This window comes from Pantoea sp. X-Soil-TKNS-1211 (genome assembly GCF_059730495.1).
Map to the genome: position 1 here is coordinate 2356261 of NZ_AP035953.1, position 25711 is coordinate 2381971.

The window sequence follows — 25711 nt, forward strand, 5'->3', positions numbered from 1 at the left end:
TCTTTATCCTGAGCGCCGATTAACCGGAAAAACGCGGTTTCTCCATGCGGAATCCCAGCCCGATCAGGCGGCCAAACACGAAACGTAAAAACGGGAAACGACGGATAATGGTCGGCATGTTGCTTTTCTTGCCGGGTTTGCGTTTATTGCTACTCATTTTAATTTGCAGGAACTGGGTCGCCACCGTCGGGAACTGACGCCGCTTCTGTACTTTCGCCAGGTCACGCAGGGTGACATCCCCTTTGCGCAACGGCTCGGTCAGATAATTGGCGGCAGCGACTGCGTCCTGTATCGCCAGGTTAACGCCGACACCGCCAATCGGCGACATGGCGTGCGCCGCGTCACCGATACACAGCACGCCGGGCTTCATCCAGCTATCGAGGCGGTCAATACGGATCGACAGCAGCTTAAATTGCTGCCAGTCGGTAAGAGAAGATAGACGCGACACGTCAAAGGGTGCAACCTGCGCAATCGCCGCTTTGAATTGATCGAGGCCCGCCGCTTGCAGCTCCTCAAACTCACCTTTGGGGATGGTGTAGCCACATTGCCAGTATTCACCCCGGTCAATAACGATAAAGTTTTGCCGTGGCCCTTTATGCCCCATGCCCCAGGTCGGATCGCCCTGCTGCTTATCCAGCCGGAACCAAACCACATCGCGTGAAGCACCAAACGCCCGGCTGGTTAACCCGGCTGCGGCACGTACCGCGGAGTTGCGGCCATCGGCCCCCACCACCAGCTGTGCCCGGATCTCCAGCGGCCCCTGTTCGGTGCTGGCGTGAATACCTGCGACGCGCCCCTGATGGTCGATAAAACGGTCAAACGTGGTGGATGGCAGCAAGGTAAATCCGGCATAGCCCGCGCTTTGTTGCGCGAGGAAGTTGAGGAAGTCCCATTGCGGCATAAAGGCGATAAAGCGGCACTGGACCGGAAGACGGGAAAAATCGGCCATCGTCACTTCCTGACCGGCGATTTCAGCCTGTAACTTTTCTGCCCGTTGATGCGGTAGTTGCAGCAGTTTCTCCAGTAAACCGAGTTGATGCATGATCTCCAGCGTCGAGGGATGAATGGTATCGCCACGAAAATCGCGCAGAAAATCGGCATGTTTTTCAATCACCACCACCCGCAAACCAGCACGCACCAGCAGATATCCCAGCATCAACCCGGCCGGACCGCCGCCTACAATGCAGCACTCGGTATTCAGGATCGCATTCGCTTCAGGCTTCATCATCGCTCCTTGGTCAGCACTAACTGAGTTTATGATAATAATTATCATTTGTGTATAGCGCTCAGTGCTGCAATAAGTGCTGGCGTTCGGCGCAGGTCTGGTCTGAATACCGTTTCGCAGCTCGCATAGAACGAGTTCACGTCCACCAGCGCGAACATCAGATGCCCCATTCGGGTTGAACACCTGGAATAGGCGTTCTTCCCCTTCGGCAGTAGAGATGTCGCGAAATGTCGTTGTGTGGGCCTCGATCCACTTGTTGGCAGCGCGCAGCGTGTAATGCCAGTTGAGCCGGTCGAGTTCACGCACAAAGTCGAGTGTGCTGATGGTGAAACGGCCAGCAGCATCGCGTTTTATCGCCTGCCTGAAGGCAATCATGATTTCATAGTCGCGGGGCATGGTTGGTAAACCTTAACAAGGCTGTATATAGATACAGTATTATTAATTGAGGTCATGGATCAAGATCAAATGAGGGGATTTCTGAGAAGGGATTGTGTGAAAAGGGATTTTAATTCAGGAACCTTCAAACTAAGCAACTTGAACTGACACGCTAGCGGCAGTAAAGTTGGTGAGATTTTTAAAGGCGCTGGTTAAGCTGGTAAAGAGAAGAGATATTATCACTTATTTAATCAGGCTATATGTCGAGAATTATTTTCGTGGCTTTTCCGAAGATAAAATAACAAAAATTGCAAGAGAACTGTCAGGCCTGGGTGCACACACTGCAAGCGGTGTTTTAACAAGTCGTTCAATCGTTTATGCTGTGACATCAGCTATTGCGCACTCTTTCGCTATATCTTCATTTTTTTCGCGGAAGAAAATCGGCAATTATACAAATTATGCTATTTGGCTCCTGACGGCTTACAGCTACGTGGACAAAGCAGCAAAGAAAGCCGACGAACCACATGCTATAAATCCGACTTATTACCGCATTTTGTATAGCCAGAATATTGAAATGCTCTGTTTCTAGTTGAACCAGTGCTTTATCGTAATAATCACTTCAGTACCTTGATGAAGTCAGAAAGAGAATTGGCTGAAGGATTATATAGGTTGATGCAATTACGCAATAAAATCAATTGGAATTTTCATCATATTCATTGGGATTGCGTATTTTTATGTTGTTAAAAAAACAAAGAGAATGAATAAATAAATTAAAACATTCTCGCTTATGCTCTTCAGTCTCATCTCAATCTCGATCTCAATCGTAGGGCATAAGGCCTGCCATCTCTAATTTTCAGAATGATAAAAGCCGGTCACAGACCGGCTTTTAGCGCGAAGAAAACCACCAACCAGAACAAACTACACAGCAGCATCACTATTAGCCACGTGTTACGACGAGACATTCCCTGTTTACCTTCCCTCTTAAATGGTGTTCAGAAATTAATCTTTTAAACCCACATTTTCAAAGCGGTTTTACAGATCAATTATCGCTGATTGATCGTTCAAAACGATCAATTACAAACACCATGCGCCTTCATTAACCAGAGAATATACAACCTAATAACCATCGCTCTACAACACAACCCAAATGACAATAACTATCTGGTTTTACGGTGTTTTCTCGGTTTTAAAGTTAAATTACCATGCTAAGTGGCTTAAACCGGTTAAGCCGAAAACAGGGAGATGCAGGGATGAAGATAGTCGGCTTACTTCTGTCACTCGGGTTAATGGCATGCACCTCAGCACATGCATCCGTACACCAGAGTGTGACTGTGGCTGAAGCAAAGAATATGCGTGATGACAGAAACGTTGTTGTCGAAGGGAAAATCACGGGGCGGGCCGGAGATGATGACTACTGGCTGGAAGATGCCACTGGCAAGATTCGCATTGATGCGGATGATGACGGCGACGATGAAGATGACGATGGAGGAAATTACAGACTGGTGGGAAAAACCGTTCGCGTAGCGGGTGAGATTGACCGTGATGACGGCCACGTCGAAATTGATTCAGACAGTATTCAGATACTGAATTAAATAGACTGCCCTGCATTCATTGATGTTTCGCAGGGCAGCATCATAATTAATCACTTTCGCGCATGCAGTTATGTGCTTTTAGCTGACTGATAAACCATCATCAGATAATTTTGCAATGCCAGCTCTGCCTCGTCTGCCGTGGGTTCCGTACTTTCATCCGACACGCCCAGTCGGTAAAACTTACTCAGCAGCACGCCATTCTCCGCCATAGTGAACCGGCACACAGCCTGGGCGTTTGACAGCTCCGCCACACACACAAACGTGAATGTCACATCGTAATATCCGGCGCTGTTCGCATCCCCGATATCGCCATAATCATCATCTGTAAACATGAGAAGTTTCTCATATATCACTTTAAAAAAAACCCGCTTGCGCGGGTTAACAGATACAGGAGTAGTCGCGGTTTCCCGCGTTTATTATCATTCAGAGAAATAACATTATTGCCACGATGCCGGGTGCCTCCCGGTGAGACAGATAGCCACTTCTGTCCCGTCGTTTGATCGTCGAGGTGCCTGGCTGACCCCGCCGCTGAGGGGGATTCATCGCTGCGGATTAGATATTTGACTAAGAAAGATTTAAAAGCAATAACAGAATACCCAGGATTGTAATAATAGGAATACCGGAACAACCGTTCAGAATTCATCAATAATTTATGGTCTGACATAGTTAACCTGATGTATTTATTTCTTCACACCCTGTTTTTCTTATCGCAAAAAAAACCTGCATACGCAGGTTTAAAATCTGGAGCCGATTAAGGGTATTTCAGAAATGCTTCTGTCCACCTGACTGAAGCAAGCTGTGTCACTAATCACGATTAATGCACAACAATCCTAATCAACCACCATTTTTTAAAGATGATTTATATCAATTTTGTCTTTCTCATTTAAAACCAATCAGCCTCAAATGAGTGTTGATGTTATTTATCAGATTTCCCTGGTGTCTGCTGATACGGTGCCGGATGCCTCCCGGTGGTTCAGGCAAGCCAATAACCTGAACCGCTCGTCTCACTTCGAGCCAATATGCCTTGCCCTGCAAACCAGATTTTCCCCTTCCCGCTTTGATTAAGGCCGTCAACAACTCGCATCAGAGCCTCACTGTTAGCCTGTGGCTGGAATTCATCAAACAAGTTGAGCTGCGCAACGCCCTGGCTGAAAAAGTCGCCCAACATGACTCCTGCTTTCATATAACGGTGTCCGGGAATCCAGATGCCATCCAGTGCCTCCATCGCCACCCGAATGATGTCCCTCGTATCGTTTGACGGCGTGAGCAATTTTCCCATCGCCTGGTTGCCGTAGAACACCTCATTTTCTGCGTGGGGGCTGGTGCGAAGGAACACAGCTATCTGCCGACAATACTGTTTCTCACCTCGCAGCTTCTCTGCTGCCCGTTCTGCATAGGCGCAAATCGCTTGGCGCATTTCTACATAATCCGTGATGCGGTGACCAAACGAACGCGAGCATACAATTTGCTGTTTTGTCGGAGCAAACTCTTCTATTGCCAGGCATGGCTCGCCGCGCTGCTCTCTCACCGTGCGTTCCAGCACCACATTGAAATGCTTCCTGATGATCCAGGTGCTTTGCTCTGAAAGGTCTTTAGCGGTCATTACACCCATAGCATTGAGCTTTTTACTGATGCGCCGACCAACGCCCCACACATCCTCGACCGGCACCAGCGCCATCAGTTTTCGCTTGCGGTCTACATTCGACAAATCGAGCACCCCACCAGTTTGCGTCCACTTTTTGGCGGCATGATTTGCCAGTTTCGCCAGCGTTTTAGTCTGTGCAATGCCAACGCCAACAGTAAGATGGGTATCACGTTTGATCCGTGCACGGCCCTGCCGCCCGAATTCCTCCAGTGAATGATTCCTCTCCATCCCCGAAAGATTCATAAAAGCCTCATCGATGGAGTAGATTTCCACAGCAGGAGCCATTTCCTCAAGGGTGGACATTACCCGGTTAGACATGTCGGCATACAACGAGTAATTCGAACTGAACACCTGCACTTTGTGGCGTCGTAGCTCATTCTTCATCTTGAAGTACGGATCGCCCATTTTGATACCCAGCACTTTAGCCTCGGCAGAACGGGCAATAACACAACCGTCATTGTTTGAAAGCACAACCACAGGCTTACCGCGCAGGTCTGGCCTGAACACCGTTTCGCAGCTCGCATAGAACGAATTCACGTCAACCAGCGCGAACATTAAATTCCCCCATTTGGGTTAAACACCTGGAACAGACGTTCTTCCCCTTCAGCTGTTGAGATATCGCGGAATGTCGTTGTGTGGGCTTCGATCCACCTGTTGGCAGCACGCAGCGTGTAATGCCAGTTAAGCCGGTCGAGTTCACGTACAAAATCGAGTGTACTTATGGTGAAACGACCTGCGGCATCTCGCTTTATCGCCTGCCGGAAGGCAATCATGATTTCGTAGTCGCGTGGCATTGAGATTACCCAAGAAAATTACTGTATATAAATACAGTACAATCGATCGATATGATCGATCAAGTCGGGTGTAAGAGGTTTCTGAGAAGGGATTGTGCTGAAAGGGAATTTTCTTTGGAGACCTATACAGACACATTCAGCACAAAAATTCTTTTTGGTGCCATAACCACCTCTTAACTTCTATTACTATTTGCTACCCATTAAGGATTTTCAACTATCACATCATTGATCCTGAACAGCATTGGTCGCTTTTAGAACAGTAAAAATCCCTTCTGTCTTCTCATGAAAAAAAGGGAACTTTATGCCTATTCCAGCTTACTTATGGTTAAAAGATGATGGCGGTGCTGACATCAAAGGGTCTGTGGATGTTCAAGATCGCGAAGGCAGCATAGAGATCATTGGCTTTAGCCACGGTTTAAACATCCCCGTTGACAGTGCGAACGGGAAAATTACAGGTAAGCGTTCACATTCACCAATGATGCTTGAGAAGGAGTTTGATTCATCTAGCCCCTATCTCTATCAGGCTGTGGCAAAAGGCCAGACACTTAAATCAGCTGAAATCCGTTGGTACCGCATCAATGATGCTGGTCAGGAAGTTGCTTATTTTATTATGACTCTGGAGGGAGTTAAGGTGACGGGCGTAAATCCGGGCATGCCTAACGCTAAGTTGCCGGGCAATTCTCAGTTCAACCACATGGAGTCAGTTGCCCTGATGTATGACAAAATCACGTGGCGCTATGTCGATGGCAACATTCAATACACCGACGACTGGAACGTCAGAACTTAGGATGCAATCTAATGGCACTGCATGGAAAATTAATTTTAAATGGTGCGGATTATGCCCCCTTTAATCTTTATGGCGTGGGCGTGTTCATGGCGTTCTCTGGTAACGGGGTTTACCGAAATAAAGGTGGATGCGGGGCCATCCCCAATGATGGACCCTTGCCTCCTGGTAAATATTGGATTGTAGAACGCGGCTCAGGCGGTATTGGTTCGTGGATTAAAGCAAAGTCTCAGGATCTGTTTAATAAACTATACTACGGTGCAGAGTTTGGCCGTGATGAATGGTTTGCATTGTATAAAGATGATTGGGCCATTGATGATAGTACCTGGATTAATGGTGTTCGTAGGGGATTATTCAGGCTTCATCCCGGCCATCTTTCTGAAGGTTGTATCACAATCGCTCACAACTCAGATTATGCACAGATCAGAAATGCATTGCTGAGAACACCACCGATGCAGGTTCCCTGCATGAAATCTCTGATGGCTCGTGGTTGGGTGGAGGTCGTAGCTAATGGCGATCGCAAAACTTGCCTGTAGGGTGTCGAAAATTATATTTTTCTTCCTCATATCACTTATTGTAGCCCGAAGCATTGGGAATCCTGAAGTATGGCTAAACGTTGATTTAGCCGTCCGGATAGGTCATTTCTTTTACCGCAATGATGATATAGGTGATGAGATTTTATATGATATTTATTTTTACATCTCTCTAATTACCGTATTCTCAATGACCACTGTGATTTATTTTTTTTCAATGTATATAATTAGAGAGTTGAAATCCATATTCAATTAACCCCTTACATTCATTAATTTCTTGCAAATAAAAGCCGGTCACAGACCGGCCACTTGCAGATGACTATTACGTGTAAAAATTGCTATGGATCAAATTACCCTCCGAAATCATTCCAGCTCACCACATCGCCCTTTCTCGTTTGGCGAATGTTTAACCAGGTGGATTTAAAGTCAGCCCCTTAAATTTTTCCGATCTGATATGAGCACTTCCGGAGGGTTGAAAATGAGATACTTAAGAGCAGATGTGTTTACCGCGATGATCCTGTTTTGCTTTTCATTCTGGGGGGTGGTGATATGGCATCTCTGTATTTTGTGGAAACACGTCTGATTTTCAGAGATAAAAAAGCCGGTCAGAAACCGGCTTTAAGCGCGAAGTAAACCACCAACCAGAACAAACTACACAGCAGCATTACCAACAACCAGGTGTTACGTCGAGACATTCCCTGTTTACCTTCCACTCTGAGCGGTGATCAAAAACAAATCGCTTTATCCCCTGATTTCAAAGTGGTTATACAGATCAGTTATCGCTGATTGATCGTTCAAAACGATCAATTACGCCGCAACAGTCGCGCTGCTGTACAGCGTCGAGAGGTACTTACTCAGTGCCGTTTCAGCCTCATCCGCCGTGGGTTCAGTACTTTCATACGCAACACCCAGTCGGTACAGCTTATTCAGCAGCACGCCATTCACCGTCATCGTGAACCGACACACCGCCTGCGCATTTGACAGCTCCTCCACGCACGCAAACGTGAATGTCACATCGTAATACCCGGCGCTGTCTGCCTCTCCGATGCCAGCCTGCGCTGGGAGGCAACCTCTTCATCGTGTGCCTTTGCCGCATCGCGCGCGGCTCTGGCTTCACCGTTTATTTCCTGCTTGGCCTGCGCCAGTGATTTGCTGTAGGCGTCGAACTGGCCGTTATCGATCTTGCCGTTTGCGAGGGCGGAGGCCAGCGCCTGCTGGTCACGCTCGATACTACGCAGCGCTGCCGATACCGGATCAATTTTGTCCAGCATGCGTTGTAAGGCTTGCGCCTCGGCTTCCTGCGCTGCCTGAAGCTGCTGCGCTGACTTCGCCGCATCACGCTGGGCCTGCGCCACCCCGGTTAACTCATCATCGAGCTTTTCACTTTTTTCAACGAGGCCGGAAAGGATATTGCTGTACGTCTGGTACTGGCTTTCGTTGATCAGCCCTTTAGAAAACGAGCGGGCCAGCTGTTTGTTCAGCGCATCAAGCTGGGCCAGCGATTTATTGGTGGGCCGGATGGTTTCCAGCAGGCTGTTAAGTTCATCGCTCTGCTTACGGGTCTGTGCGGTGTGCGTCCTGCTGGACGTTGTGGCGCGTCCTGTGGCGGCAGACACACCATCGATTGATTTTTCCGCCTCCAGCCCAACCTGCGTCATTTTATCCAGCACTGTCACCAACGACTCGCTGTTTTTCTGCGCGCCGGTGCTGTCGATAACCAGCGCAAGACGGGATTGTTGTTCAAGCATGGTTTTCTCCGGGCATAAAAAAACCCAGCAGATGCTGGGTTCTGATGAGAATCTTGTGAGGATTAGTTTTCTGAAGCCTTACCGCCTGTGCATTGATATTCAACGGTAACGTTAGTTTCTTCACATCCATACGCTCCCGACCGGGCACAGACTGAAGATTGCCCCCCAAATGCCTCGGCCCCCTCATATCCCCAGGTTTTACATTTCTTGGCAGCCAGATTTGCGGCCTGAGCAAGATCAACTTTGGGGGTCTCAAACATGCCGATTGTGTAACCCATTTTCACTGTTCCGTCAGCTTTGCTTCCTCCCATAGGCACCATATCCTTATGAGTGGCCGCGCAGCCCGAAAGAGTCAGCATCAATGCTATAAGTATGATTTTTTTCATTTCAGTTCCTTAAAATTAATCTCCGGACCGAAATGGTATCACTTACTTTTCCAGAAAAAATAATTACAGCAATATTTCGGATTTCATTTCCTCTGAATTTAAAATTATTTCTGATGCATGCTATTCAACGTATCGATGCATATATCAGACCTCACAACCCAATTAACATAAATTTCAACATCAGATAACTTTAGTGAGATGGTAATTATCATTTGAGCCTGTATAAATTTAAGTGCTGTAAGAATGTCAGGATTATCGGGCCTTTTCTGGGCGTATATTCAATGGAGCAAGAAACCCACACAAACTGTAAGGAAATTGTTAGTTATGAAGAAAGTTATTCTGGCTGTGGTATGTGCTGTCATCCTGCCACCCGCAATCACGTTTGCAAATGATAACCACCACGAAGGTGGGCAAGGTTCATCACATAAATTTGAGAAGAAAGGGAGACATGAGCATTCGGATAATAAAGGGCCGAATCGTGAGCATAGCTCAAAACATTCTGGCAGTGATGGAAACCGGCATGACGATCACCATAAACATGGTGAAAAGAAATTCGGTCAATCTGATGATCACCACGATGAAGATTAACAGAGGCAGAAAATACTGATTACGTAACCCGCAAATGCGGGTTACTTTTTTTTGACCTTGTATCTGTCCTCATTTTCCCGCTTTTTACCCCACTCTTCCCGATAAGCATTGTCCAGCGCAAAGATGCACGCCTCAAACTCAGCACGATCAATCAGCACCGGTTTTGATGACAGGTACAACGCGACATCACCGATGCCCAGCGGCAGCGGGACAGCACTCATACCGGCATACTGCCGCCCCAGAGATATCACCGCATAGGCATTCAGGACTTCGCGCACTACCGGATCGAATTCAGGTTGTTTAGCTGCTGGCAGCCCTAATTTTTCTCGCCGCCAGTGGGCCTTTTCTGCTGATTCGCCGCCGAACTCGTTGAACCACTTTTGCGCTTCAAGGGCTTTCCCACCGATCCCCGGATTTGTTCCTCCTTACCCTGCGCGATATCAGAGGCTACGCCCAGCACCTGCCAGTAAAGTTCCGGCTTCTGTTTCAGCATTGCCACGCCCTTCTCTGGCGTGTATTCAATGGCAACGGCTTTACCGTCCACCATTTCGCCCACACCCTCCCAGCCCAGCAGCAGAAACTGCGCACAGTTCTGCATCAGCAAATCATCCATCGAGTCAATATCACCGACGCTTTCAAGACTGAAACTTTCGGTACCGGCACCATACGTCATGTCCAGTTTGTCGATATGACGGCGGATCAGAGCATTGCGGCTGCGGTATTCATCATTTCCAATGCTGGCGACTTTGAGCCGCAGACCGGCTATCTCTTTTCCGTTCTCTTTCGGCGTGAACCAGCGCTCGCCATTCACATCGATGCGGGGTGCAATAATCAGCATGTTATCTCCAGAAGAAGGCCCGCCGGAACGGGCATAAAAGTTATGCGGTCACGTTAATTGCAGAGGTGGCGGTATATGCACCCTCCGTCGCTGTAATGGTGGCGTCACCTTCTGCAACGCCCGCCACGACGCCTGATGCATCGACGGTCGTAATGGATTCATCAGAGGATGACCAGGTCACGGCGGTATTTGCACCGGCAGGTGTGAGAGTGGCCGACAGCTCCGTCGTTGCGCCGACGGCGACAGACGCAGAATCCGGGTTAACGGTAATGCCGGTCGCATCGATGGCCGCAGCCGCGCGCGTAATGGTCGGCGATTCATCTGCCGCGGTGATATCGAGCTGCACCTGGATGATGTCGGTATTGCCGCCGTCGGGCCAGTCACCGGCCACCTGCACTTTGGGGAAATCGAAGGTATAGGAGCCTTCATCGTTCCCCACCATAAAGCTGAACGGCACGGTTTCCCCGGTAAGAGTCTTGTTCCACAGGTTCCAGGCTTCCTTTGACCAGGACAACGTAACGGAGCCGGACGGCGTGAACGTGGTCGGGATATTCGCCCCGGCAAACGCCGAGCCGGTCCCGATACAGCGTTGGGTTTGCAGGTTGTTATCGAAAGAGATATCGAACGAATCCACACAGAAACCCGTACCGCCATCGATACCGTTCAGCCGGATATTACTGACCTCCTTGAACGAGTAACGCAGATCACCGGCGTTATCGACGGGGTCAGAAAAATAACTGACATCGTTTGCCTGAGATGCCCAGTCCAGCCCTGCAACCGTCACCGTGGCGGTGATCTCGCCGTCGTTAGGAATGGATAATTTGAACGTGCCGACCTGGCAGCCGCGCGCGATCGAGGCCACGCCAATATCTGACGCATACGTGGCCATACTGAAGGCGATACGGTCATTACCCATTGTCAGCACGTCGTTCGCCCATTCCGTGCCGAAGCAGGACGCCAGAAAATCATCATGATGGCCCCAGCGGAATTTGGTTTCGACATCCCCGCCGACGTCGATGGTGCCGAGGCTTTTTCCCTGTGCCATGCGGGTGCCGCCGATTACATCGTTATCATCGGTACTCTGATCCGGGGCGATGCCCCAGCTTGTACGTTTTAACAGGCTCCAGCTACCGTCAACCGGCGTCACACCTGCTGTATTTTCCCGGATAAAGGCCGAGACTACCTTAGCGCCGCTCGACATGCGGGCACCTCCATTGTTATGCGCTACTGAGCGCGGTAAGGGACCTGAAGATTCATTTGCTGCCAGCCGTTGTTTTCACCCGCGTCGATCGCTGACACGGCGAAATAATCCAGGCGACCGTCGTGCTGAAACTCGAAAAGCTCACGGATTTGATCGGCGGTTTCGGTGATCAGCAGCGAACCGGCACCGACGGGAACAAATAACTGGATAATCACCACGCCCGTTCGGTGCACCACCGGGCCATTGCCGATTTCATTCGCCCCCGACTGGCCGGGAATGTTGGTTATCCCTGCCAAAATAGGAGGCTCTGATAATCGCCATCACCCCCGAAGTTGCGGCATAGCCAGCCTCGTTCTTGTGGGCATAAAGCCAGGCAAGAAGACTGGCCCAGAACCCAACATCATTTTCCGGCATTCGTTTCATCTCCATCTCCCGCATGCAGGGGCGGCTGCCAGTGTTAAAAGGAATTATTTGCGGAGTCGCAAAACGAAAAAGGTCGCCTTCAGGCGACCTATCGAAATTGATACGGAAACATTTATGGACAAAGTCAGTTGTTAAAATTTCTTAAAGTCACGTTACAATATGTATGTTCAGAATATCTACAGAACTGATGTGCTCAATGCTTTTTGAATGGATGGAAGTTTCAGTTAAATGGAGGAAATCATTCAATGTTTCGCATCACACCCGGTTTTTTATGGAAAATCGCTCAGCATTATCTTCATGAGAAAAGCCTTCTGAATTCTCAACAGCACAATGTCAGTGCCCTTGTCCCTTCACTCAACCAATGGTTACCGTTTTACAAGATCGACTCAGATCTCAGGCTCGCACACTTTCTGGCGCAGTTTTGTGTTGAAACTGCAAACTTTTCATCGCTGACGGAAAGAGCCAGAAACGGCGGTAAGGAGTACGAATACAACACCGCTGTTGGTCGGGCGCTCGGTAACAAATATCCTGGTGATGGTCCCAAATACATTGGTAGAGGCATGCTTCATCTCACTGGTCGCGAGAATTACGATAAATATGGACGTATTCTCCATGAAGATTTGGTTAATCGCCCTGGTCTGGTTTCATCCAATCCTGACATAGCCGTCAGGACTGCCTGTGAATTCTGGCATATGCGACACGTAAACATACCTGCCGACCGAGATGATTTCAGAGCCGTGACCTATGCCGTCAATGGTGGTTACAACGGACTTGTTGATAGAAAGCATGCTCTTGATCGAATCAAGAAAGAGATGGGAATTTGACAATGTTAAAATTTAAATTTGTTTTCTCTTTGGTGTTACTGCTCTCGGCTTTCAGCTCATATGCAGCCGGACAACAATCCTCAATGACGTGCAAAGATACAGCTCTTAAAGATGCCAAAAAACTCCTGTCTTTTTATAAGGATGACGATAACCGAATCTCTATTGACAGCAAAGTTACTCCGCTGGCGAAAATGAGCAACCCTCAAAATCCATCACAAAAATTCGATGTGTTAGAAACGTGGGGCTATATCTACAAGGGCAAATATAGAATGCGTTTCAGCTACTATTCTGACCTTGATTGCACCCTGATGGGCGAAGAAATCCTTGAGTTCGCAGACTTGTAACATTCAAAATTCCTGAGAAGTTTCTCCGAAATTATCCTAAAAAAACCCGCTCACGCGGGTTAACACTAATCAAGGAAGGATTTACAGCTTTTGTTTCTTCTTCTCATGCGAAACTAAATATGTTTCGCCGCGATGCCGGGTGCCTCCCGGTGCATCAGGAAAGCCATAACCTGATACGCCACATTCCTTGGGTAAAACGCAATTGGCTTGGCCCCGCCGCTGAGGGGGATTCATCGCTGCGGATTAAATATTTGACTAAGAAAGATTTAAAAGCAATAACAGAATACCCAGGATTGTAATAATAGGAATGCCGGAACAACCGGTCAGAATTCATCAATAATTTATGGTCTGACATAGTTAACCTGATGTATTTATTTCTTCACACCCTGTTTTTCTTATCGCAAAAAAAACCTGCATACGCAGGTTTAAAATCTGGAGCCGATTAAGGGTAATGCAGAAATGCTTCTGTCCACCTGACTGAAGCAAGCTGTGTCATTAATCACGATTAATGCACAACAATCCTAATCAACCACCATTTTTTAAAGATGATTTATATCAATTTTGTCTTTCTCATTTAAAACCAATCAGCCTCAAATGAGTGTTGATGTTATTTATCAGATTTCCCTGGTGTCTGCTGATACGGTGCCGGATGCCTCCCGGTGGTTCAGGCAAGCCAATAACCTGAACCGCTCGTCTCACTTCGAGCCAAATTACATGGCCTTTTGGAATGTGGGGAGCCGTTCCACCTTTCATAGTATCGTCCGACAGAGAAGCAGAAGATCCGGTTTGTTTTCATTCCAAGGCTCAGGAAAGGAGAACAAAAACCCGGCTATTCCCTTTCAAGCATCGGTGCACGATGGAATGCTGCTGTAAAACGTGCTGGAATTCGCCGCCGTAATCCGTACCATACGCGGCATACTTTTGCGTGCTGGCTTTTGTCGGCCGGAGCTAACCCCTCATTCATAGCGAATCAGATGGGGCACGAAAACGCGCAGATGGTTTATGAAATTTACGCCACCTGGATCGAAGAGTTGAACGGCGAGCAGGTAGATATGCTGAATAGCAAACTGGCGATTTAAAAAACCTTTGCCCCTTATATGCCCCTTTTGGCTTCCGAGACAGTAAATAATGCAAGAAAATCAAGAAGTAACAAAAAAAGAGCAGTACAACCTGAATAAACTGCAAAAGCGTCTGCGCCGCAACGTGGGCGAAGCCATTGCCGATTTCAACATGATTGAAGAAGGCGATCGCATCATGGTGTGCCTGTCTGGCGGTAAAGACAGCTATACCATGCTGGAAATTCTGCGCAATCTGCAACAAAGCGCACCGGTTAACTTCTCGCTGGTGGCGGTGAATCTCGACCAGAAACAACCAGGGTTTCCGGCGCACGTACTACCCGCCTATCTGGATACGCTGGGTGTTGAGTATAAAATTGTTAACGAAGACACCTACTCCATCGTTAAAGAGAAGATCCCGGAAGGCAAAACCACCTGCTCGCTGTGTTCACGCCTGCGTCGCGGCATTCTTTACCGTACGGCGACAGAACTGGGTTGCACCAAAATCGCACTGGGGCATCATCGTGATGACATCCTGCAAACCCTGTTCCTGAACATGTTCTACGGCGGCAAAATGAAAGGTATGCCACCGAAACTGATGAGCGATGATGGTAAGCATATCGTGATCCGCCCGCTGGCCTATTGCCGCGAGAAAGACATCATCCGTTTTGCCGAAGCGCGTCAGTACCCGATTATTCCGTGCAATCTGTGCGGCTCTCAGCCGAACCTGCAACGTCAGGTAGTGGCGGATATGCTGCGTGACTGGGATAAGCGCTATCCCGGCCGTATCGAAACCATGTTCAGTGCGATGCAAAACATCGTCCCGTCGCATATGGCCGATATTAACCTTTTTGATTTCAAAGGTATTCAGCATGGAGATGCGGTGATTGACGGTGGCGATCTGGCATTTGATCGCGAATCACTGCCGGTGCAGCCTGCGGGCTGGCAGCCGGAAGAGGAAGACGCCCCTGATTTGAGCGTACGTCTCGACGTGTTACAGATTAAGTAATTTCTCCCGGCACAAAAAAGGCGCGTCGCTTCGGCTACGCGCCTTTTTTATTAACGATGCGGAGGTGGATCGATAATCGGCGGATACTCGGGATCATACGGCGGATCAGGTTCCGGCAGCGGTTGTGGATGCGGAATCGGCTCCGGGATGGGAGGTGGATCGGTTGGAATGGGATCGGTGGCGCGAATCGGTTGCATGCCCTTCTCCTGGTTGCGAATGTCCTTTAAGCATAGGAAAAGTTAAGCGGCACTGGCAAACGGGCAAAAAAAAGCCGGCGGATAAGCCGGCGTCGTACGAATCAAATGTGCTATGCAGTAATTCAAAAAAAGGAAGTAAGACAATATGGAGCGCAACGCCCATCGCTTGACGTTGCATTCACCTGCGAGAGAGATTCTGCCCCTGTTGTCGGTTGCGGATATTGACGTCGATCAGTTTTTTTCCGCTTTTCTGTCCTTCTCGCCTTAATTAACAGCGAGTTACCTTCTGCTAACGCGTTATTAACAGCAGCGAAACGCTTATAACCACTTGCGCCGTCTCAACCACCAGGCAAGTCCCACCACTAACCCCAACAACATCAAACAAAACACGCTGAAGCCCATATGCCATTCTCCGCCGGGGATGCCGCCGAGGTTGACGCCGAACAGGCCGGTCAAAAAGGTGGTCGGCAGGAAAATCATTGCCAGCAGCGACATGGTATAGGTACGACGGTTCATCGCTTCCGCCATCACCGAAGCGATCTCATCGGTAAGCACGGCGGTACGTGCCACCCCAGCATCGAGGTCGTCCAACCCGCGTCCGAGACGATCGGCGATATCCTGCATCCGTCGCCGCTCATCATCATCCATCCAGCCCAGCTTCTCGCTCGCCAGCCGCGCATAGACATCGCGCTGCGGGGCCATATAGCGCCGCATCACAATCAACTGTTTGCGCAGCAGCGCCAGTTCACCACGTGCCGGAATCTGCTGATCCATCAGCGCATCTTCCAGCTCGATAATTTTGTCGTGCATCTCTTCAATAAATTCGCTGGCGTGATCGGTCAGCGCATCACAGACATCCACCAGCCAGCTACCACCGTCCACAGGACCGTTGCCGTTTTGCAGATCGGTGAGCACCTCATCAATCGCGTACACCTTGCGACGTCGCGTCGAGACAATCAGCTTGTCATTAATAAATACCCGCATCGCCACCAGTTGGTCCGGACGCGAATCGCTGTTGTGATTGACGCTGCGCAGCACGATCATAAACCCATCGCCAAGACGCGTGACGCGCGGGCGCATACTGTCACCGGCCAGCGCATCACGCACCGCATCGGGGATCAGCGGCGTTTTTTGCAACCATTCGGCGCTCTGCTGCTGAGTGTAATTCAGGTGCAACCAGCAGGGGCGCTCGCAATTAATGACGTCAGTATCTTCAATGGGGATTACGCCCCCTTTGCCATCCAGCTGACAAGCCACAATGGCATCCGAAACCTGCAACGCTTTACCTTCAATGACGTTCACGAACTCGCCTCTCTATCAAAATCAATACGATACAGTCTAGCGTGGCGGCGATGAGTTGCAATCTTCAGGCTGTGAGCAAACATGACAGGCGGCCGGGAAGGCCGCCACAGAGGTTAGTGTTTCTCGATCCACAGTTCGCGGCTGTAGGCCACATCTTCCGGATTGGTGATCGGGTAGCCTTTCACCCAGGGTTTAATCAGGCGACCGTTGGTGTACTGATAAATCGGCGCAATCGGTGCCTGCACCGCCAAAATTTGCTCGGCACGGTTATAGTCCTGATTACGCGCCTGTACGCTGGTCTCACTACTGGCTTTGGCGATCACCGCATCATAATCAGCGTTATGAAAACGTGCGATATTGCCGCTATGGCTGGAGGTCAACAGGCTCAGGAAGGTGGAGGGTTCGTTATAATCCCCCACCCACGAAGCGCGGATCACATCGAAGTTGCCGCTGTTGCGGCTGTCGATATAGGTTTTCCACTCCTGATTTTGCAACGTGACGTCGACACCCAGATTCTTTTTCCACATCGACGCCACCGCGATAGCAATCTTCTGGTGACTCTCCGAGGTGTTATACAGCAATGTCAGATGTAACGGTTTAGCCGGACCATAGCCTGCCGCACTCAGCAACGCTTTGGCCTGGGCATTCAGCTCCTGCTGGCTGTGTTGTTGCAGGTAGCTCTGCTGCGGCGTAAAGCCTGCGGTGACATCCGGGGTGAAGTGCCAGGCCGGTTTCTCGCCGGTGCCCAACACTTTTTCCGCGATGATGCGGCGATCGATGGTCCATGTCAGCGCTTTACGCACCCGCACATCCGCCGTCGGGCCTTTTTCGGTGTTAAAGGCGTAGTAATAAGTACCGAGCTGATCCGGGGTATACACCTGTCCCGGCAACTCTTTTTTCAACAGCGCAAACATATTTTTCGGGAAGGATTCAGTGATATCGATATCACCGGCGCGGTAGCGTTTGGTGGCGCTTGACTCTTCATTGATCGGGATAAAAGTGACTTTGGTCAGCACCGAATGCGCGTCATCCCAATAATGCGGGTTACGCACCAGCACAATTTTCTCGTTCACCACCCGTGACTGCAATTGATAAGCCCCATTGCCGACCAACTTGCCCGGTGTCGTCCAGCCATCGCCCGATTGTGCGATAACTTTTTCCGGCACCGGGAACAACGCCGCATTAGCGACCATACTCGGAAACCAGGGAAGTGGTCGTGACAATGTCACTTTAAGTCGATTACCATCCAGCACCGCCACGCCGAGTTTATCGGCGGTCATCTGGCCTTTGGTGATGGCCTCCGCATTCTCGATACCACTCAGAGCCGCGAACCAGGCGGAAGGAGAGCTGTTTTTCGGATCAACCAGGCGCTGCCAGCTGTAGACAAAATCCTGCGCGGTAACCGGATCGCCATTCGACCAGCGCGCGTCTTTGCGCAGGTTGAAAATCCAGGTTTTGTTATCGTTGCTGCTCCAGCTTTGCGCCACGCCCGGCACGATATGGCCCTGCGCATCCTGATTGGTCAGTCCTTCGAACAGATCGCGCATCACCTGGATTTCCGGCAGTCCGACGGCCTTCATCGGATCGAGCGACGCGGGTTCATCTTTAATGTGGCGCACGATTTCCTGTACCGGTGCCAACTGTGCCCCGGAAGGCACCGTGGCGGCCAACGCCGGTGCGCTGGCAGCGATAACCATTACGGCAGCCAGGGTCTTGCGAAACGCTATTTTCATCACCACTCCTTTAACCCGAAAAAAGGCGGCTGCAAAAAAGAACGGTGCCGCCAGCGACTTTTGGCACTTTATCGCAGATTGGTGATTGATAAATAGCTATTTTCTGGCGCGCTGTTTACCGTTATGTTGAGGCTGAATCCCCGGTCACACTTTGCGTCATGCCGGAAATTGTTGGCACATTAAAACATGCGCGATAAATCGCGCCGCTACGAGGAAGTTTGCTTATGTCGTCATTACACCCGCGCCCGTTGCGCGGCAAGCTGGATGCAGTCTGGCAACAATATGGGCAGTCAGTGCTGGGCGCCCCGCTGCTGTGGTTTCCTGCGCCTGCGGCAGACGCCGAGAGTGGCCTGATCATCGCCGGTACGCACGGCGATGAAAACGCAGCGATCGCCACCTTGTCTGGCGCGATGCGCACCCTGCCGGACGCACTGCGTCGTCATCACGTCATTCTGGCGGTGAATCCCGATGGCTGCCAGCTCGGCCTGCGCGCCAACGCGCGCGGCGTCGACCTCAACCGTAATTTCCCGGCCGCCAACTGGCAAAGCGGTGGCACCGTCTATCGCTGGAACAGCGTGGCGGATGAGCGCGATGTGGTGCTTTCCACCGGTGACCACCCTTCCTCAGAGCCGGAAACCCAGGCGTTGTGTCAGTTAATCCATAGCCTCAAGCCACGCTGGGTGGTGACCTGGCATGAACCACTCGCCTGTATTGACGATCCCCACCACAGCGAACTGGCGCAGTGGCTGTCGCAGCAAACCCAATTGCCGGTGGTGAGCAGCGTCGGTTACGCCACGCCTGGCTCGTTTGGTAGCTGGTGCGACGATATCGGCCTGCTGTGCATCACCGCCGAAATGCCGCCGATTTCGGTGGACGAAGCCACCGAAATTTATCTGGAAACTATGATTAATCTGCTGCGCTGGCAGCCGCAGGCATAAGCACGCCGTTGGCAAAATGCAGCGACGGTTCCACATCCGCAGCCAGCCAGGTGGGACCGTCGAGATCGGCGAATTGCGCCAGCGGAGTGAGCGGTAACGCTGCCCGAATGGCTCGCGAGGTGCACAGCATACAGCCGAGCATAATGGCAAAACCCTGCTGTCGTGCGCTCACCGCCAGCGCCAGCGCCTCCGTCAGGCCGCCGGTTTTATCCAGTTTAATATTCACCATATCATAACGTCCGCACAGGGCCGCCAGGCTGTCACGCGTATGGCAGCTTTCATCGGCGCAAATCGGCAACGGGTGAATAAAATTCGCTAACGCGGCGTCATGCGCGGCAGGCAATGGCTGCTCCAGCATCGCTACCCCGAGGTCGGCCAGCAGCTGGCAGCGCGCTGCCAGGCCCTCCGCCTGCCAGGATTCGTTAGCATCGACAATCAACGTCGCCTCTGGCACCGCACTACGAATCGCGACCAGACGTTCGCTGATAAAGTTGTTATCCAGTTTGATTTTCAACAATTGGGCACCATGCTGCCACAACGCCAACGCGCTACTGGCCATGGCTGCGGGGGTGTCGATGCTGACGGTATGAGCGGTAACGATACGCGATGCCAGGCTTACGCCACATAACTCTGCCAGGCTTTGCTGCTGTTGCTGACGCTCCAGATCCCACAAGGCGCAATCAAGCGCATTACGCGCCGCGCCAGCCGGCAGCGCCTGCTGTAGCGCCGCTCGCGTCAGCCCATTCTGCAAGAGCGTCAGCACCGAGGCGATCTGTGCCAGCACCGAGGCTTCGCTTTCGCCATAACGCGCGTAAGGCGTGGCCTCACCCACACCCCGCACGCCGTTTTCTTCAATCTCCACCACCACCACCTGCGCCTCGGTGCGGCTACCACGCGAAATCACGAAAGGGGAATGCAACGGCCAGGCCTCTGGATAACTCTTCACTGATCTCATTATTTCTCCTTAAATCCATCACTTAAATGCGAGCTGGCGCAGTTTCCGCTACGATTTGCCCTCGTAAACCCTTAAAAAATATGTCATAAACAACGGCTATACCTGTTCTGACCGAATAAAAGTCAGATTTTTTCATCGTTAAAAGGAAATCGTATGTCTCAGAATGTTCACTTCCAGGGTAATCCGGTGCCGGTTGCAGGCCAATTCCCGCAGCCAGGCGTACAGGCTAAACCGTTCTCTCTGGTGGCTAAAGATCTCGCTGATGTGACCCTTTCTCAGTATGCAGGCAAACGCAAAGTCCTGAATATTTTCCCGAGCATTGATACCGGCGTGTGTGCCGCTTCTGTGCGCAAGTTCAACGAACTGGCTGGCAAAGCTGACAACACCGTGGTGCTGTGCATCTCCGCTGACCTGCCGTTTGCCCAGTCACGCTTCTGTGGTGCTGAGAGCCTGAACAACGTGGTGACGTTGTCAACGCTGCGCGGTGCAGAATTTAAAGAAGATTACGGTGTCGCGATTGCCGATGGCGCGCTGAAAGGCCTGACCGCCCGTGCGGTGGTGGTGCTGGATGAGAACGATAAAGTGATTTACAGCGAGCTGGTAAACGAAATCACCAGCGAGCCGAACTACGATGCGGCGCTGGCTGCGCTGTAATCCTTCACAGATAAAAAAAACCGTAGCGGCGCGATTTATCGCGCGTCTGCAGAAACAACCGCGCGATAAATCGCGCCGCTACGGGATCAGACTGGGTTATTCATTGTCGTTACGCTTCTGACTTAACCCGTATTCACGCAACTTATTAGCAATCGCGGTATGCGACACGCCGAGGCGTTTCGCCAGCTTGCGCGTACTGGGATAAGAGAGATACAGCCGCGTCAGGATTGAACGCTCAAAACGGCTGGTGATCTCATCCAGCGTGCCTTCCATCGCCTCTTCCCCCATTGACACATCCAGCGCCTGTTCCGGCAGGACAATATCTTGCGGCCGCAGCTCGTAACCTTCCAGCTGCGTCATGGCGCGGTACAGCGCGTTTTTCAGCTGTCGCACATTACCCGGCCAACTGTAGCGCGTCAAAAAGGCAGTCAGTTGCGGTGACAGGCGCGGTCTTGGCAGCCCCTGTTCATCGGCAAAGCGCGCGACAAACATCTCGGTCAGCGGCAGGATATCCTGCGGACGCTCACGCAGTGGCGGCAGATTCAGGGTGAGTACATTCAGACGATAGAACAGGTCTTCACGAAACTCGCCGCGCTGCACCAGTTCCACCAGGTTTTTTTGCGTGGCGCAGATCACGCGAACATCCACGTGCACCTCATGTTCTTCACCCACACGGCGGAAGGTGCCATCGTTGAGGAAGCGCAGCAGTTTGGTCTGCATACGCGGTGACATCTCACCGATTTCATCCAGCAACACTGAACCGCCGTTAGCCTGTTCAAAGAAGCCTTTTTTGCCTTCCAACGCGTTAGGGTACGCGCCTGCGGCGTGACCGAACAATTCACTTTCCGCCACATCATCTGGCAGCGAGGCGCAGTTCAGTGCGAGGAACGGTTTTTTGCCGCGCGCGCTGCGCAGATGGCAGGCCCGCGCCAGCATATCTTTGCCGGTGCCGGTATCGCCGACGATCAGTAACGGCGCATCGTGCATCGCCAGCTTGCGCGCCTGGTCGAGCACCTGACGCATTTTCGGCGTCACCGCGACAATATGATCGAACTCCGATTCATCGGTCACGGTCAGGTTTTGCAACTGGCGGCCCATGCGGGCGGTAGATTTCAGGGTGATCATCGCGCCAACCGGCTGATCGCTCTGCCCCTCTTCTTCCGCCAGATAGATCGGTCGCGCTTCCAGCAGGAAATCACGCCCCTGAATCACCACGTGTTGAACTTCTGCATCCACCCGCTCGTTTTCAATCCAGCGCTGGAAGTTGAAGCCGCTGATCAGGGAACCGGCGTTCTGGTTGCGGATTTTTTGTTCGTCGAGATTAAACAGGTTTTGCGCCGCCGGGTTAGCCAACTCGACTTTGCACTTAAGATCGATAGACAGCACCGGCTCCGGCATCGCCACCAGCAACGCGCTGAGCGCGCGGTGCTCGCGTTCGGAGGGCATGTAAGCCACGGTACGAACATCTGTCACGCCAGGTGTACGGCGGATTTCCGCCATCAGCGAGCTGAAGGATTCGAATTCCAGGGCGGAAAAGTTGAGGTAGATACGGCCAAGCGGGGCAATTTCAATGCCGCGCAGGTCGATATTGCGTGCAACCAGCAGGTCGAGCAGCTCGCGCGCCAGACCGATACGGTCCTGGCAGAAAACTTCCAAACGCATTGCGATGGCCTTAATCAGGTTTTGATTTTAGTGATAATACGCTAACTTGCGACGCCTCAGAAGGGGCCTGTCAGGAAAAGTTGACAGTCAGAGGCAGGTGATGGGGAAAATTGTAACGGAACAACCACGATTAATCCCGTCAAAAATCACAATTAACAAAGAAAATCTCACCTTTCACAGACTTTTTAGTGTGAAAGGTGAGCAGTCAGCAATTATTTAGCACTCTGCCCTGCTTTGCCCTCACTTTTGCTCAGGGTTTCTTTTAACTGACCGATCAGTTCACGGCGGAAATCGCCGAGGCGCGGTTTATCATCTTCCAGCCACGGCAGCGGGCGGCACAACTCCATCGCTTTGATACCCAGACGCGCGGTCAACAGCCCGGCACCAATGCCTTGTGCGGCGCGGGCCGACAGGCGGGCGGCAATATCCTGTGACACCCAATCCATACCCACTTCGCGTACCAGTTCAGAGGCCCCGGCAAACGCCATATTCAGCAATACCAGGCGGAACAAACGCAGACGGCTAAAATAGCCCAGCTCAATACCGTAGATGGTCGCGATGCGGTTCACCAGCCGCAGGTTACGCCAGGCGATAAACGCCATATCCACCAGCGCCAGGGGGCTGACGGCGATCATCAGCGTGGCTTCGGCGGCATGGCGACTGATTTCACGCCGAGCCTGGCGGTCCAGCACCGGCTGCACCAGTTGGGCATACAACGTGACGATCTCGCGATCGTTATGGGTTTCATGTAACGCCGCATGCCAGCGTTGCAACGCCGGATGCGCCTGATCCAGTTGTGCCTGTTGCGCCAGTTTTTCACAGAACGGGCGGGCTTTGCCGATGCCGTGGCTATGCAGCAACTCGCGGCCCACATCGCGCTCCTCCGCCCGCTGGCGCAAGCGATACAAGCGACGCCACTCGCTGATCAACGCGCCCGCACCCGCAGCGACAATCAAACCACCGGCAACGCCGCTGCCCAGCGCAAACCAGTCGCGCGTCAGCCATGCATCGTGCATCCACTGCCCCCCCTGCGCCACCACGCTAACGCCAAAAATCGCCAGCCCCGCGCCCACCATTTTGCGCCACAGACTGCGTTTGGGACGCAGGGCGGCTTCCACCGCTTTTTCACCCGCCCCCTCTTCCAGCGGCTCCTCTTCACGCACCGCGAGAAAAGCCCCTTCGCTGTCGGCAGCAAAAGTTTGTGCGGCGCGCAGCGGTTTTTCCACGTTGCTCTCCAGCGGTCGGGCAAAATCAATACGCGGTTTTAACGGGGTTTCATCGTTCATCGCAATTTATCTCCCAATAAAAATTCCAGCGCCGCGTCCATACGAATATGCGGCAGCGGGCGATCGACATCGAGCTGCTGCGGCCGGAACTGTTCAAACTGAAATCCCTGCTGCTGCCAGAAGCTGTGAGCCGGCAGGCGGGGCGGCACTTCTCCGGGATAGAATGTCAGGGCTTCGCCATCGGCCAGACGATGTCCGCGCAGCGCAGGCAACTTTTCTCCCCGATGATCCACCAGTCCGCTCTCGGTCGCTTGTACCGAGGCCAGACCAAGACAATCCATGCTGATGCCTTCAAATGCCGCGTTTTGCCACGCATCCTGTACCAGTTGCTGCAACAGCGACACCATATTGGCGTGTTGATCGGCGGTGATATGATCAGCCTTGGTGGCCGCGAACAGCAGCTTATCAATCACCGGCGAAAACAAGCGGCGAAACAGCGTGCGCTGTCCGTAATGAAAACTCTGCATCAGCTGCGTCAGAGCCAGGCGCATATCGTTAAACGCCTGTGGCCCGCTGTTCAGCGGTTGCAGGCAATCGACCAGCACTATCTGGCGGTCAAAACGCAGAAAATGATTTTTATAGAAGCCCTTCACCACATGTTGGCAATAGTAGTTAAAACGCTGCTGCAACATGGCGTAGTTACTGCCTACCGGAGCCTGACGTTGAATATCTTCCTCATGTGGCCACGGGAAGAACTGTAACGCCGGAGCGCCCGCCATCTCACCCGGCAACACAAAGCGGCCTGGCTGGATGAAATGCAGCCCCTGGTTTTTGCATTGATGCAGGTAATCTGTCCAGGCAGCGGCAATCGCGGCCAGACGGTTTTCATCGGCAGGCGCATAGGGATCGAGATCGGCACACAGGCTACGCCAGTGCTGCGCCCATTCAGCACGATCGCCCTGCAATAACCCGAGCATCTGCCGTGACCAGCCCGCATAATCTTGCGCCAGCATCGGCAAATCGAGCAGCCATTCGCCCGGATAATCGACGATTTCCAGGTACAGGGTGGCGGTGTCTTTAAAATGGCGCAGCAGCGATTCATCCGGACGATAGCGTAACGCGAGACGCATTTCGCTGACGCCACGTGTCGGCGTCGGCCACATTGGCGGCGTGCCGTATAACTGCGCCAGACCTTCATCGTAAGTGAAGCGTGGTGTGCCGAGTTCGCGTTGTGGCACGCGTTTCACGCCGAGCAGGCGCTCTTCACGCACCACGCTGAACAGCGGCAAACGCGAGCCGCTGTGGACGTGGAGTAGCTGATTAACCAGCGAGGTGATAAAAGCGGTTTTGCCGCTACGGCTCAGGCCGGTCACGGCAAGGCGCAGGTGACGGTCAACACCGCGATTCACCAACGCCATCAATTCATTTTGCAGTCTTTTCATCGTTCTCCCTGATGAAGCGTGCTGACAGGCGGTTAAACACCTTGCTCAGCAACGGTTCCAGCGCGAACGCCAGCAACAGGCGTAACGGACGACGCGCCACCGATTTCACCGCCCAACCGGCGAGGCCGCCAGGCGCGTAAGTGACTGCACTGATAATGATAAATTTCCCCGCCGACTTCAACGCCGGTGCTGCGCGGCGACGCAGAGTAGTAAAACGTTGGGCAGACAAGGCAACCTC

The 25711-nt window shown here is 51.8% G+C and carries 27 protein-coding genes and 4 pseudogenes; 11 read left to right on the forward strand and 20 right to left on the reverse strand.

The annotated features are described in order from the left end of the window. Nucleotides 1-19: 19 nt before the first annotated feature. Both AC6I8W_RS11250 and AC6I8W_RS11255 read right to left on the reverse strand, forming a co-directional pair. Nucleotides 20-1225: an FAD-dependent oxidoreductase gene (locus tag AC6I8W_RS11250; protein ID WP_497838172.1), complete on the reverse strand. Its 1206-nt coding sequence runs from the start codon at nt 1223-1225 to the stop codon at nt 20-22. Nucleotides 1226-1390: 165 nt separating this feature from the next. Then, a pseudogene (locus AC6I8W_RS11255) lies at nt 1391-1621 on the reverse strand (DNA polymerase V); the annotation flags it as partial. 169 nt (nt 1622-1790) lie between these two features. Between AC6I8W_RS11255 and AC6I8W_RS11260 the strand changes: the two are divergent. Both AC6I8W_RS11260 and AC6I8W_RS11265 read left to right on the forward strand, forming a co-directional pair. Next, nucleotides 1791-2189 carry a hypothetical protein gene (locus AC6I8W_RS11260; RefSeq protein WP_497835082.1) on the forward strand — a complete coding sequence of 133 codons (399 nt, stop codon included), beginning with the start codon at nt 1791-1793 and terminating at the stop codon, nt 2187-2189. A 661-nt stretch (nt 2190-2850) separates the two neighbouring features. After that, nucleotides 2851-3192, forward strand: coding sequence for a NirD/YgiW/YdeI family stress tolerance protein (locus AC6I8W_RS11265; protein WP_497835083.1), 342 nt, complete (start codon nt 2851-2853; stop codon nt 3190-3192). A gap of 68 nt (nt 3193-3260) precedes the next feature. Here AC6I8W_RS11265 and AC6I8W_RS11270 read toward each other — a convergent pair whose 3' ends face one another. From AC6I8W_RS11270 to AC6I8W_RS11280, 3 genes are all read right to left on the reverse strand, one after another. After that, the gene (locus AC6I8W_RS11270) at nt 3261-3524 is read right to left on the reverse strand and encodes a hypothetical protein (protein ID WP_497835084.1); all 264 of its coding nucleotides are present in this window, start codon (nt 3522-3524) and stop codon (nt 3261-3263) included. Between the two features lie 641 nt (nt 3525-4165). Next, complete coding sequence (gene umuC / locus AC6I8W_RS11275; protein WP_497835085.1) at nt 4166-5392, reverse strand: translesion error-prone DNA polymerase V subunit UmuC; 1227 nt, start codon at nt 5390-5392, stop codon at nt 4166-4168. After that, on the reverse strand, nt 5392-5631 hold the full coding sequence (locus AC6I8W_RS11280; RefSeq protein ID WP_497835086.1) for a DNA polymerase V: 240 nt from the start codon (nt 5629-5631) through the stop codon (nt 5392-5394). The genes umuC and AC6I8W_RS11280 overlap by 1 nt, the downstream gene beginning before the upstream one ends. A gap of 301 nt (nt 5632-5932) precedes the next feature. On the opposite strand from AC6I8W_RS11280, the gene AC6I8W_RS11285 reads away from it, so the two are divergent. Together AC6I8W_RS11285 and AC6I8W_RS11290 are read left to right on the forward strand one after the other, a co-directional pair. Next, nucleotides 5933-6418: an Hcp family type VI secretion system effector gene (locus AC6I8W_RS11285; RefSeq protein WP_497835087.1), complete on the forward strand. Its 486-nt coding sequence runs from the start codon at nt 5933-5935 to the stop codon at nt 6416-6418. 11 nt (nt 6419-6429) lie between these two features. Next, nucleotides 6430-6951 carry a DUF2778 domain-containing protein gene (locus tag AC6I8W_RS11290; RefSeq protein ID WP_497835088.1) on the forward strand — a complete coding sequence of 174 codons (522 nt, stop codon included), beginning with the start codon at nt 6430-6432 and terminating at the stop codon, nt 6949-6951. Nucleotides 6952-7755: 804 nt separating this feature from the next. On the opposite strand, the gene AC6I8W_RS11295 is transcribed toward AC6I8W_RS11290, so the two are convergent. The 3 genes from AC6I8W_RS11295 to yecR form a co-directional block, all read right to left on the reverse strand. Beyond that, nucleotides 7756-7962, reverse strand: a complete 207-nt coding sequence (locus AC6I8W_RS11295) for a hypothetical protein (protein WP_497835089.1) — start codon at nt 7960-7962, stop codon at nt 7756-7758. After that, nucleotides 7959-8696 (reverse strand): hypothetical protein, encoded by a 738-nt coding sequence (locus tag AC6I8W_RS11300; RefSeq protein ID WP_497835090.1) that lies wholly within the window; start codon nt 8694-8696, stop codon nt 7959-7961. The genes AC6I8W_RS11295 and AC6I8W_RS11300 overlap by 4 nt, the downstream gene beginning before the upstream one ends. Before the next feature lie 62 nt (nt 8697-8758). Beyond that, complete coding sequence (gene yecR, locus AC6I8W_RS11305; protein ID WP_497835091.1) at nt 8759-9082, reverse strand: YecR family lipoprotein; 324 nt, start codon at nt 9080-9082, stop codon at nt 8759-8761. 324 nt (nt 9083-9406) lie between these two features. Here yecR and AC6I8W_RS11310 point away from each other — a divergent pair, with 324 nt between their 5' ends. Then, a complete protein-coding gene (locus AC6I8W_RS11310) occupies nt 9407-9670 on the forward strand; it encodes a hypothetical protein (RefSeq protein ID WP_497835092.1) in 264 nt (87 codons plus the stop codon). 41 nt (nt 9671-9711) lie between these two features. Here the strand turns inward: AC6I8W_RS11310 and AC6I8W_RS11315 are convergent, their stop codons facing one another. From AC6I8W_RS11315 to AC6I8W_RS11330, 4 genes and pseudogenes are all read right to left on the reverse strand, one after another. Beyond that, on the reverse strand, nt 9712-9948 hold the full coding sequence (locus AC6I8W_RS11315) for a hypothetical protein (protein ID WP_497835093.1): 237 nt from the start codon (nt 9946-9948) through the stop codon (nt 9712-9714). A 113-nt stretch (nt 9949-10061) separates the two neighbouring features. Next, nucleotides 10062-10508, reverse strand: a pseudogene (locus AC6I8W_RS11320) (phage-derived protein YdaY family protein); the annotation flags it as partial. Between the two features lie 40 nt (nt 10509-10548). Next, nucleotides 10549-11709: a phage tail tube protein gene (locus AC6I8W_RS11325; RefSeq protein ID WP_497835094.1), complete on the reverse strand. Its 1161-nt coding sequence runs from the start codon at nt 11707-11709 to the stop codon at nt 10549-10551. A 23-nt stretch (nt 11710-11732) separates the two neighbouring features. Next, nucleotides 11733-12008: pseudogene (locus AC6I8W_RS11330) on the reverse strand (phage tail terminator-like protein); the annotation flags it as partial. Nucleotides 12009-12377: 369 nt separating this feature from the next. Between AC6I8W_RS11330 and AC6I8W_RS11335 the strand changes: the two are divergent. From AC6I8W_RS11335 to ttcA, 4 genes and pseudogenes are all read left to right on the forward strand, one after another. Continuing rightward, a complete protein-coding gene (locus tag AC6I8W_RS11335; protein ID WP_497835095.1) occupies nt 12378-12956 on the forward strand; it encodes a glycoside hydrolase family 19 protein in 579 nt (192 codons plus the stop codon). Nucleotides 12957-12958: 2 nt separating this feature from the next. Next, a complete protein-coding gene (locus AC6I8W_RS11340) occupies nt 12959-13300 on the forward strand; it encodes a hypothetical protein (protein WP_497835096.1) in 342 nt (113 codons plus the stop codon). Nucleotides 13301-14055: 755 nt separating this feature from the next. Beyond that, nucleotides 14056-14379, forward strand: a pseudogene (locus tag AC6I8W_RS11345) (tyrosine-type recombinase/integrase); the annotation flags it as partial. A gap of 49 nt (nt 14380-14428) precedes the next feature. Further along, the gene (gene ttcA, locus AC6I8W_RS11350) at nt 14429-15364 is read left to right on the forward strand and encodes a tRNA 2-thiocytidine(32) synthetase TtcA (protein WP_497835097.1); all 936 of its coding nucleotides are present in this window, start codon (nt 14429-14431) and stop codon (nt 15362-15364) included. Between the two features lie 50 nt (nt 15365-15414). Here ttcA and AC6I8W_RS11355 read toward each other — a convergent pair whose 3' ends face one another. From AC6I8W_RS11355 to AC6I8W_RS11365, 3 genes are all read right to left on the reverse strand, one after another. Continuing rightward, entirely contained in the window at nt 15415-15561 is a 147-nt protein-coding gene (locus tag AC6I8W_RS11355) for a hypothetical protein (RefSeq protein WP_497835098.1), read from the reverse strand. A gap of 318 nt (nt 15562-15879) precedes the next feature. Further along, nucleotides 15880-16863, reverse strand: a complete 984-nt coding sequence (zntB, locus tag AC6I8W_RS11360; RefSeq protein ID WP_497835099.1) for a zinc transporter ZntB — start codon at nt 16861-16863, stop codon at nt 15880-15882. 113 nt (nt 16864-16976) lie between these two features. After that, nucleotides 16977-18596, reverse strand: a complete 1620-nt coding sequence (locus tag AC6I8W_RS11365) for a peptide ABC transporter substrate-binding protein (protein WP_497835100.1) — start codon at nt 18594-18596, stop codon at nt 16977-16979. 224 nt (nt 18597-18820) lie between these two features. Here AC6I8W_RS11365 and mpaA point away from each other — a divergent pair, with 224 nt between their 5' ends. Then, a complete protein-coding gene (gene mpaA / locus AC6I8W_RS11370; RefSeq protein WP_497835101.1) occupies nt 18821-19534 on the forward strand; it encodes a murein tripeptide amidase MpaA in 714 nt (237 codons plus the stop codon). On the opposite strand, the gene ycjG is transcribed toward mpaA, so the two are convergent. Then, nucleotides 19503-20489, reverse strand: a complete 987-nt coding sequence (gene ycjG / locus AC6I8W_RS11375; RefSeq protein ID WP_497835102.1) for an L-Ala-D/L-Glu epimerase — start codon at nt 20487-20489, stop codon at nt 19503-19505. The two genes, mpaA and ycjG, sit on opposite strands and share 32 nt — an antisense overlap. 153 nt (nt 20490-20642) lie before the next feature. On the opposite strand from ycjG, the gene tpx reads away from it, so the two are divergent. Then, nucleotides 20643-21143 (forward strand): thiol peroxidase, encoded by a 501-nt coding sequence (tpx, locus tag AC6I8W_RS11380; RefSeq protein ID WP_497835103.1) that lies wholly within the window; start codon nt 20643-20645, stop codon nt 21141-21143. A gap of 96 nt (nt 21144-21239) precedes the next feature. Here tpx and tyrR read toward each other — a convergent pair whose 3' ends face one another. From tyrR to pspD, 4 genes are all read right to left on the reverse strand, one after another. Continuing rightward, entirely contained in the window at nt 21240-22805 is a 1566-nt protein-coding gene (tyrR, locus tag AC6I8W_RS11385; RefSeq protein WP_497835104.1) for a transcriptional regulator TyrR, read from the reverse strand. A 212-nt stretch (nt 22806-23017) separates the two neighbouring features. Then, nucleotides 23018-24091, reverse strand: coding sequence for a YcjF family protein (locus AC6I8W_RS11390; protein ID WP_480371020.1), 1074 nt, complete (start codon nt 24089-24091; stop codon nt 23018-23020). After that, nucleotides 24088-25473, reverse strand: a complete 1386-nt coding sequence (locus AC6I8W_RS11395) for a YcjX family GTP-binding protein (RefSeq protein WP_497835105.1) — start codon at nt 25471-25473, stop codon at nt 24088-24090. The genes AC6I8W_RS11390 and AC6I8W_RS11395 overlap by 4 nt, the downstream gene beginning before the upstream one ends. Next, the gene (gene pspD / locus AC6I8W_RS11400) at nt 25454-25702 is read right to left on the reverse strand and encodes a phage shock protein PspD (protein WP_480371015.1); all 249 of its coding nucleotides are present in this window, start codon (nt 25700-25702) and stop codon (nt 25454-25456) included. Before pspD ends, AC6I8W_RS11395 begins: the two co-directional genes overlap by 20 nt. Between the last annotated feature and the right edge of the window lie 9 nt (nt 25703-25711).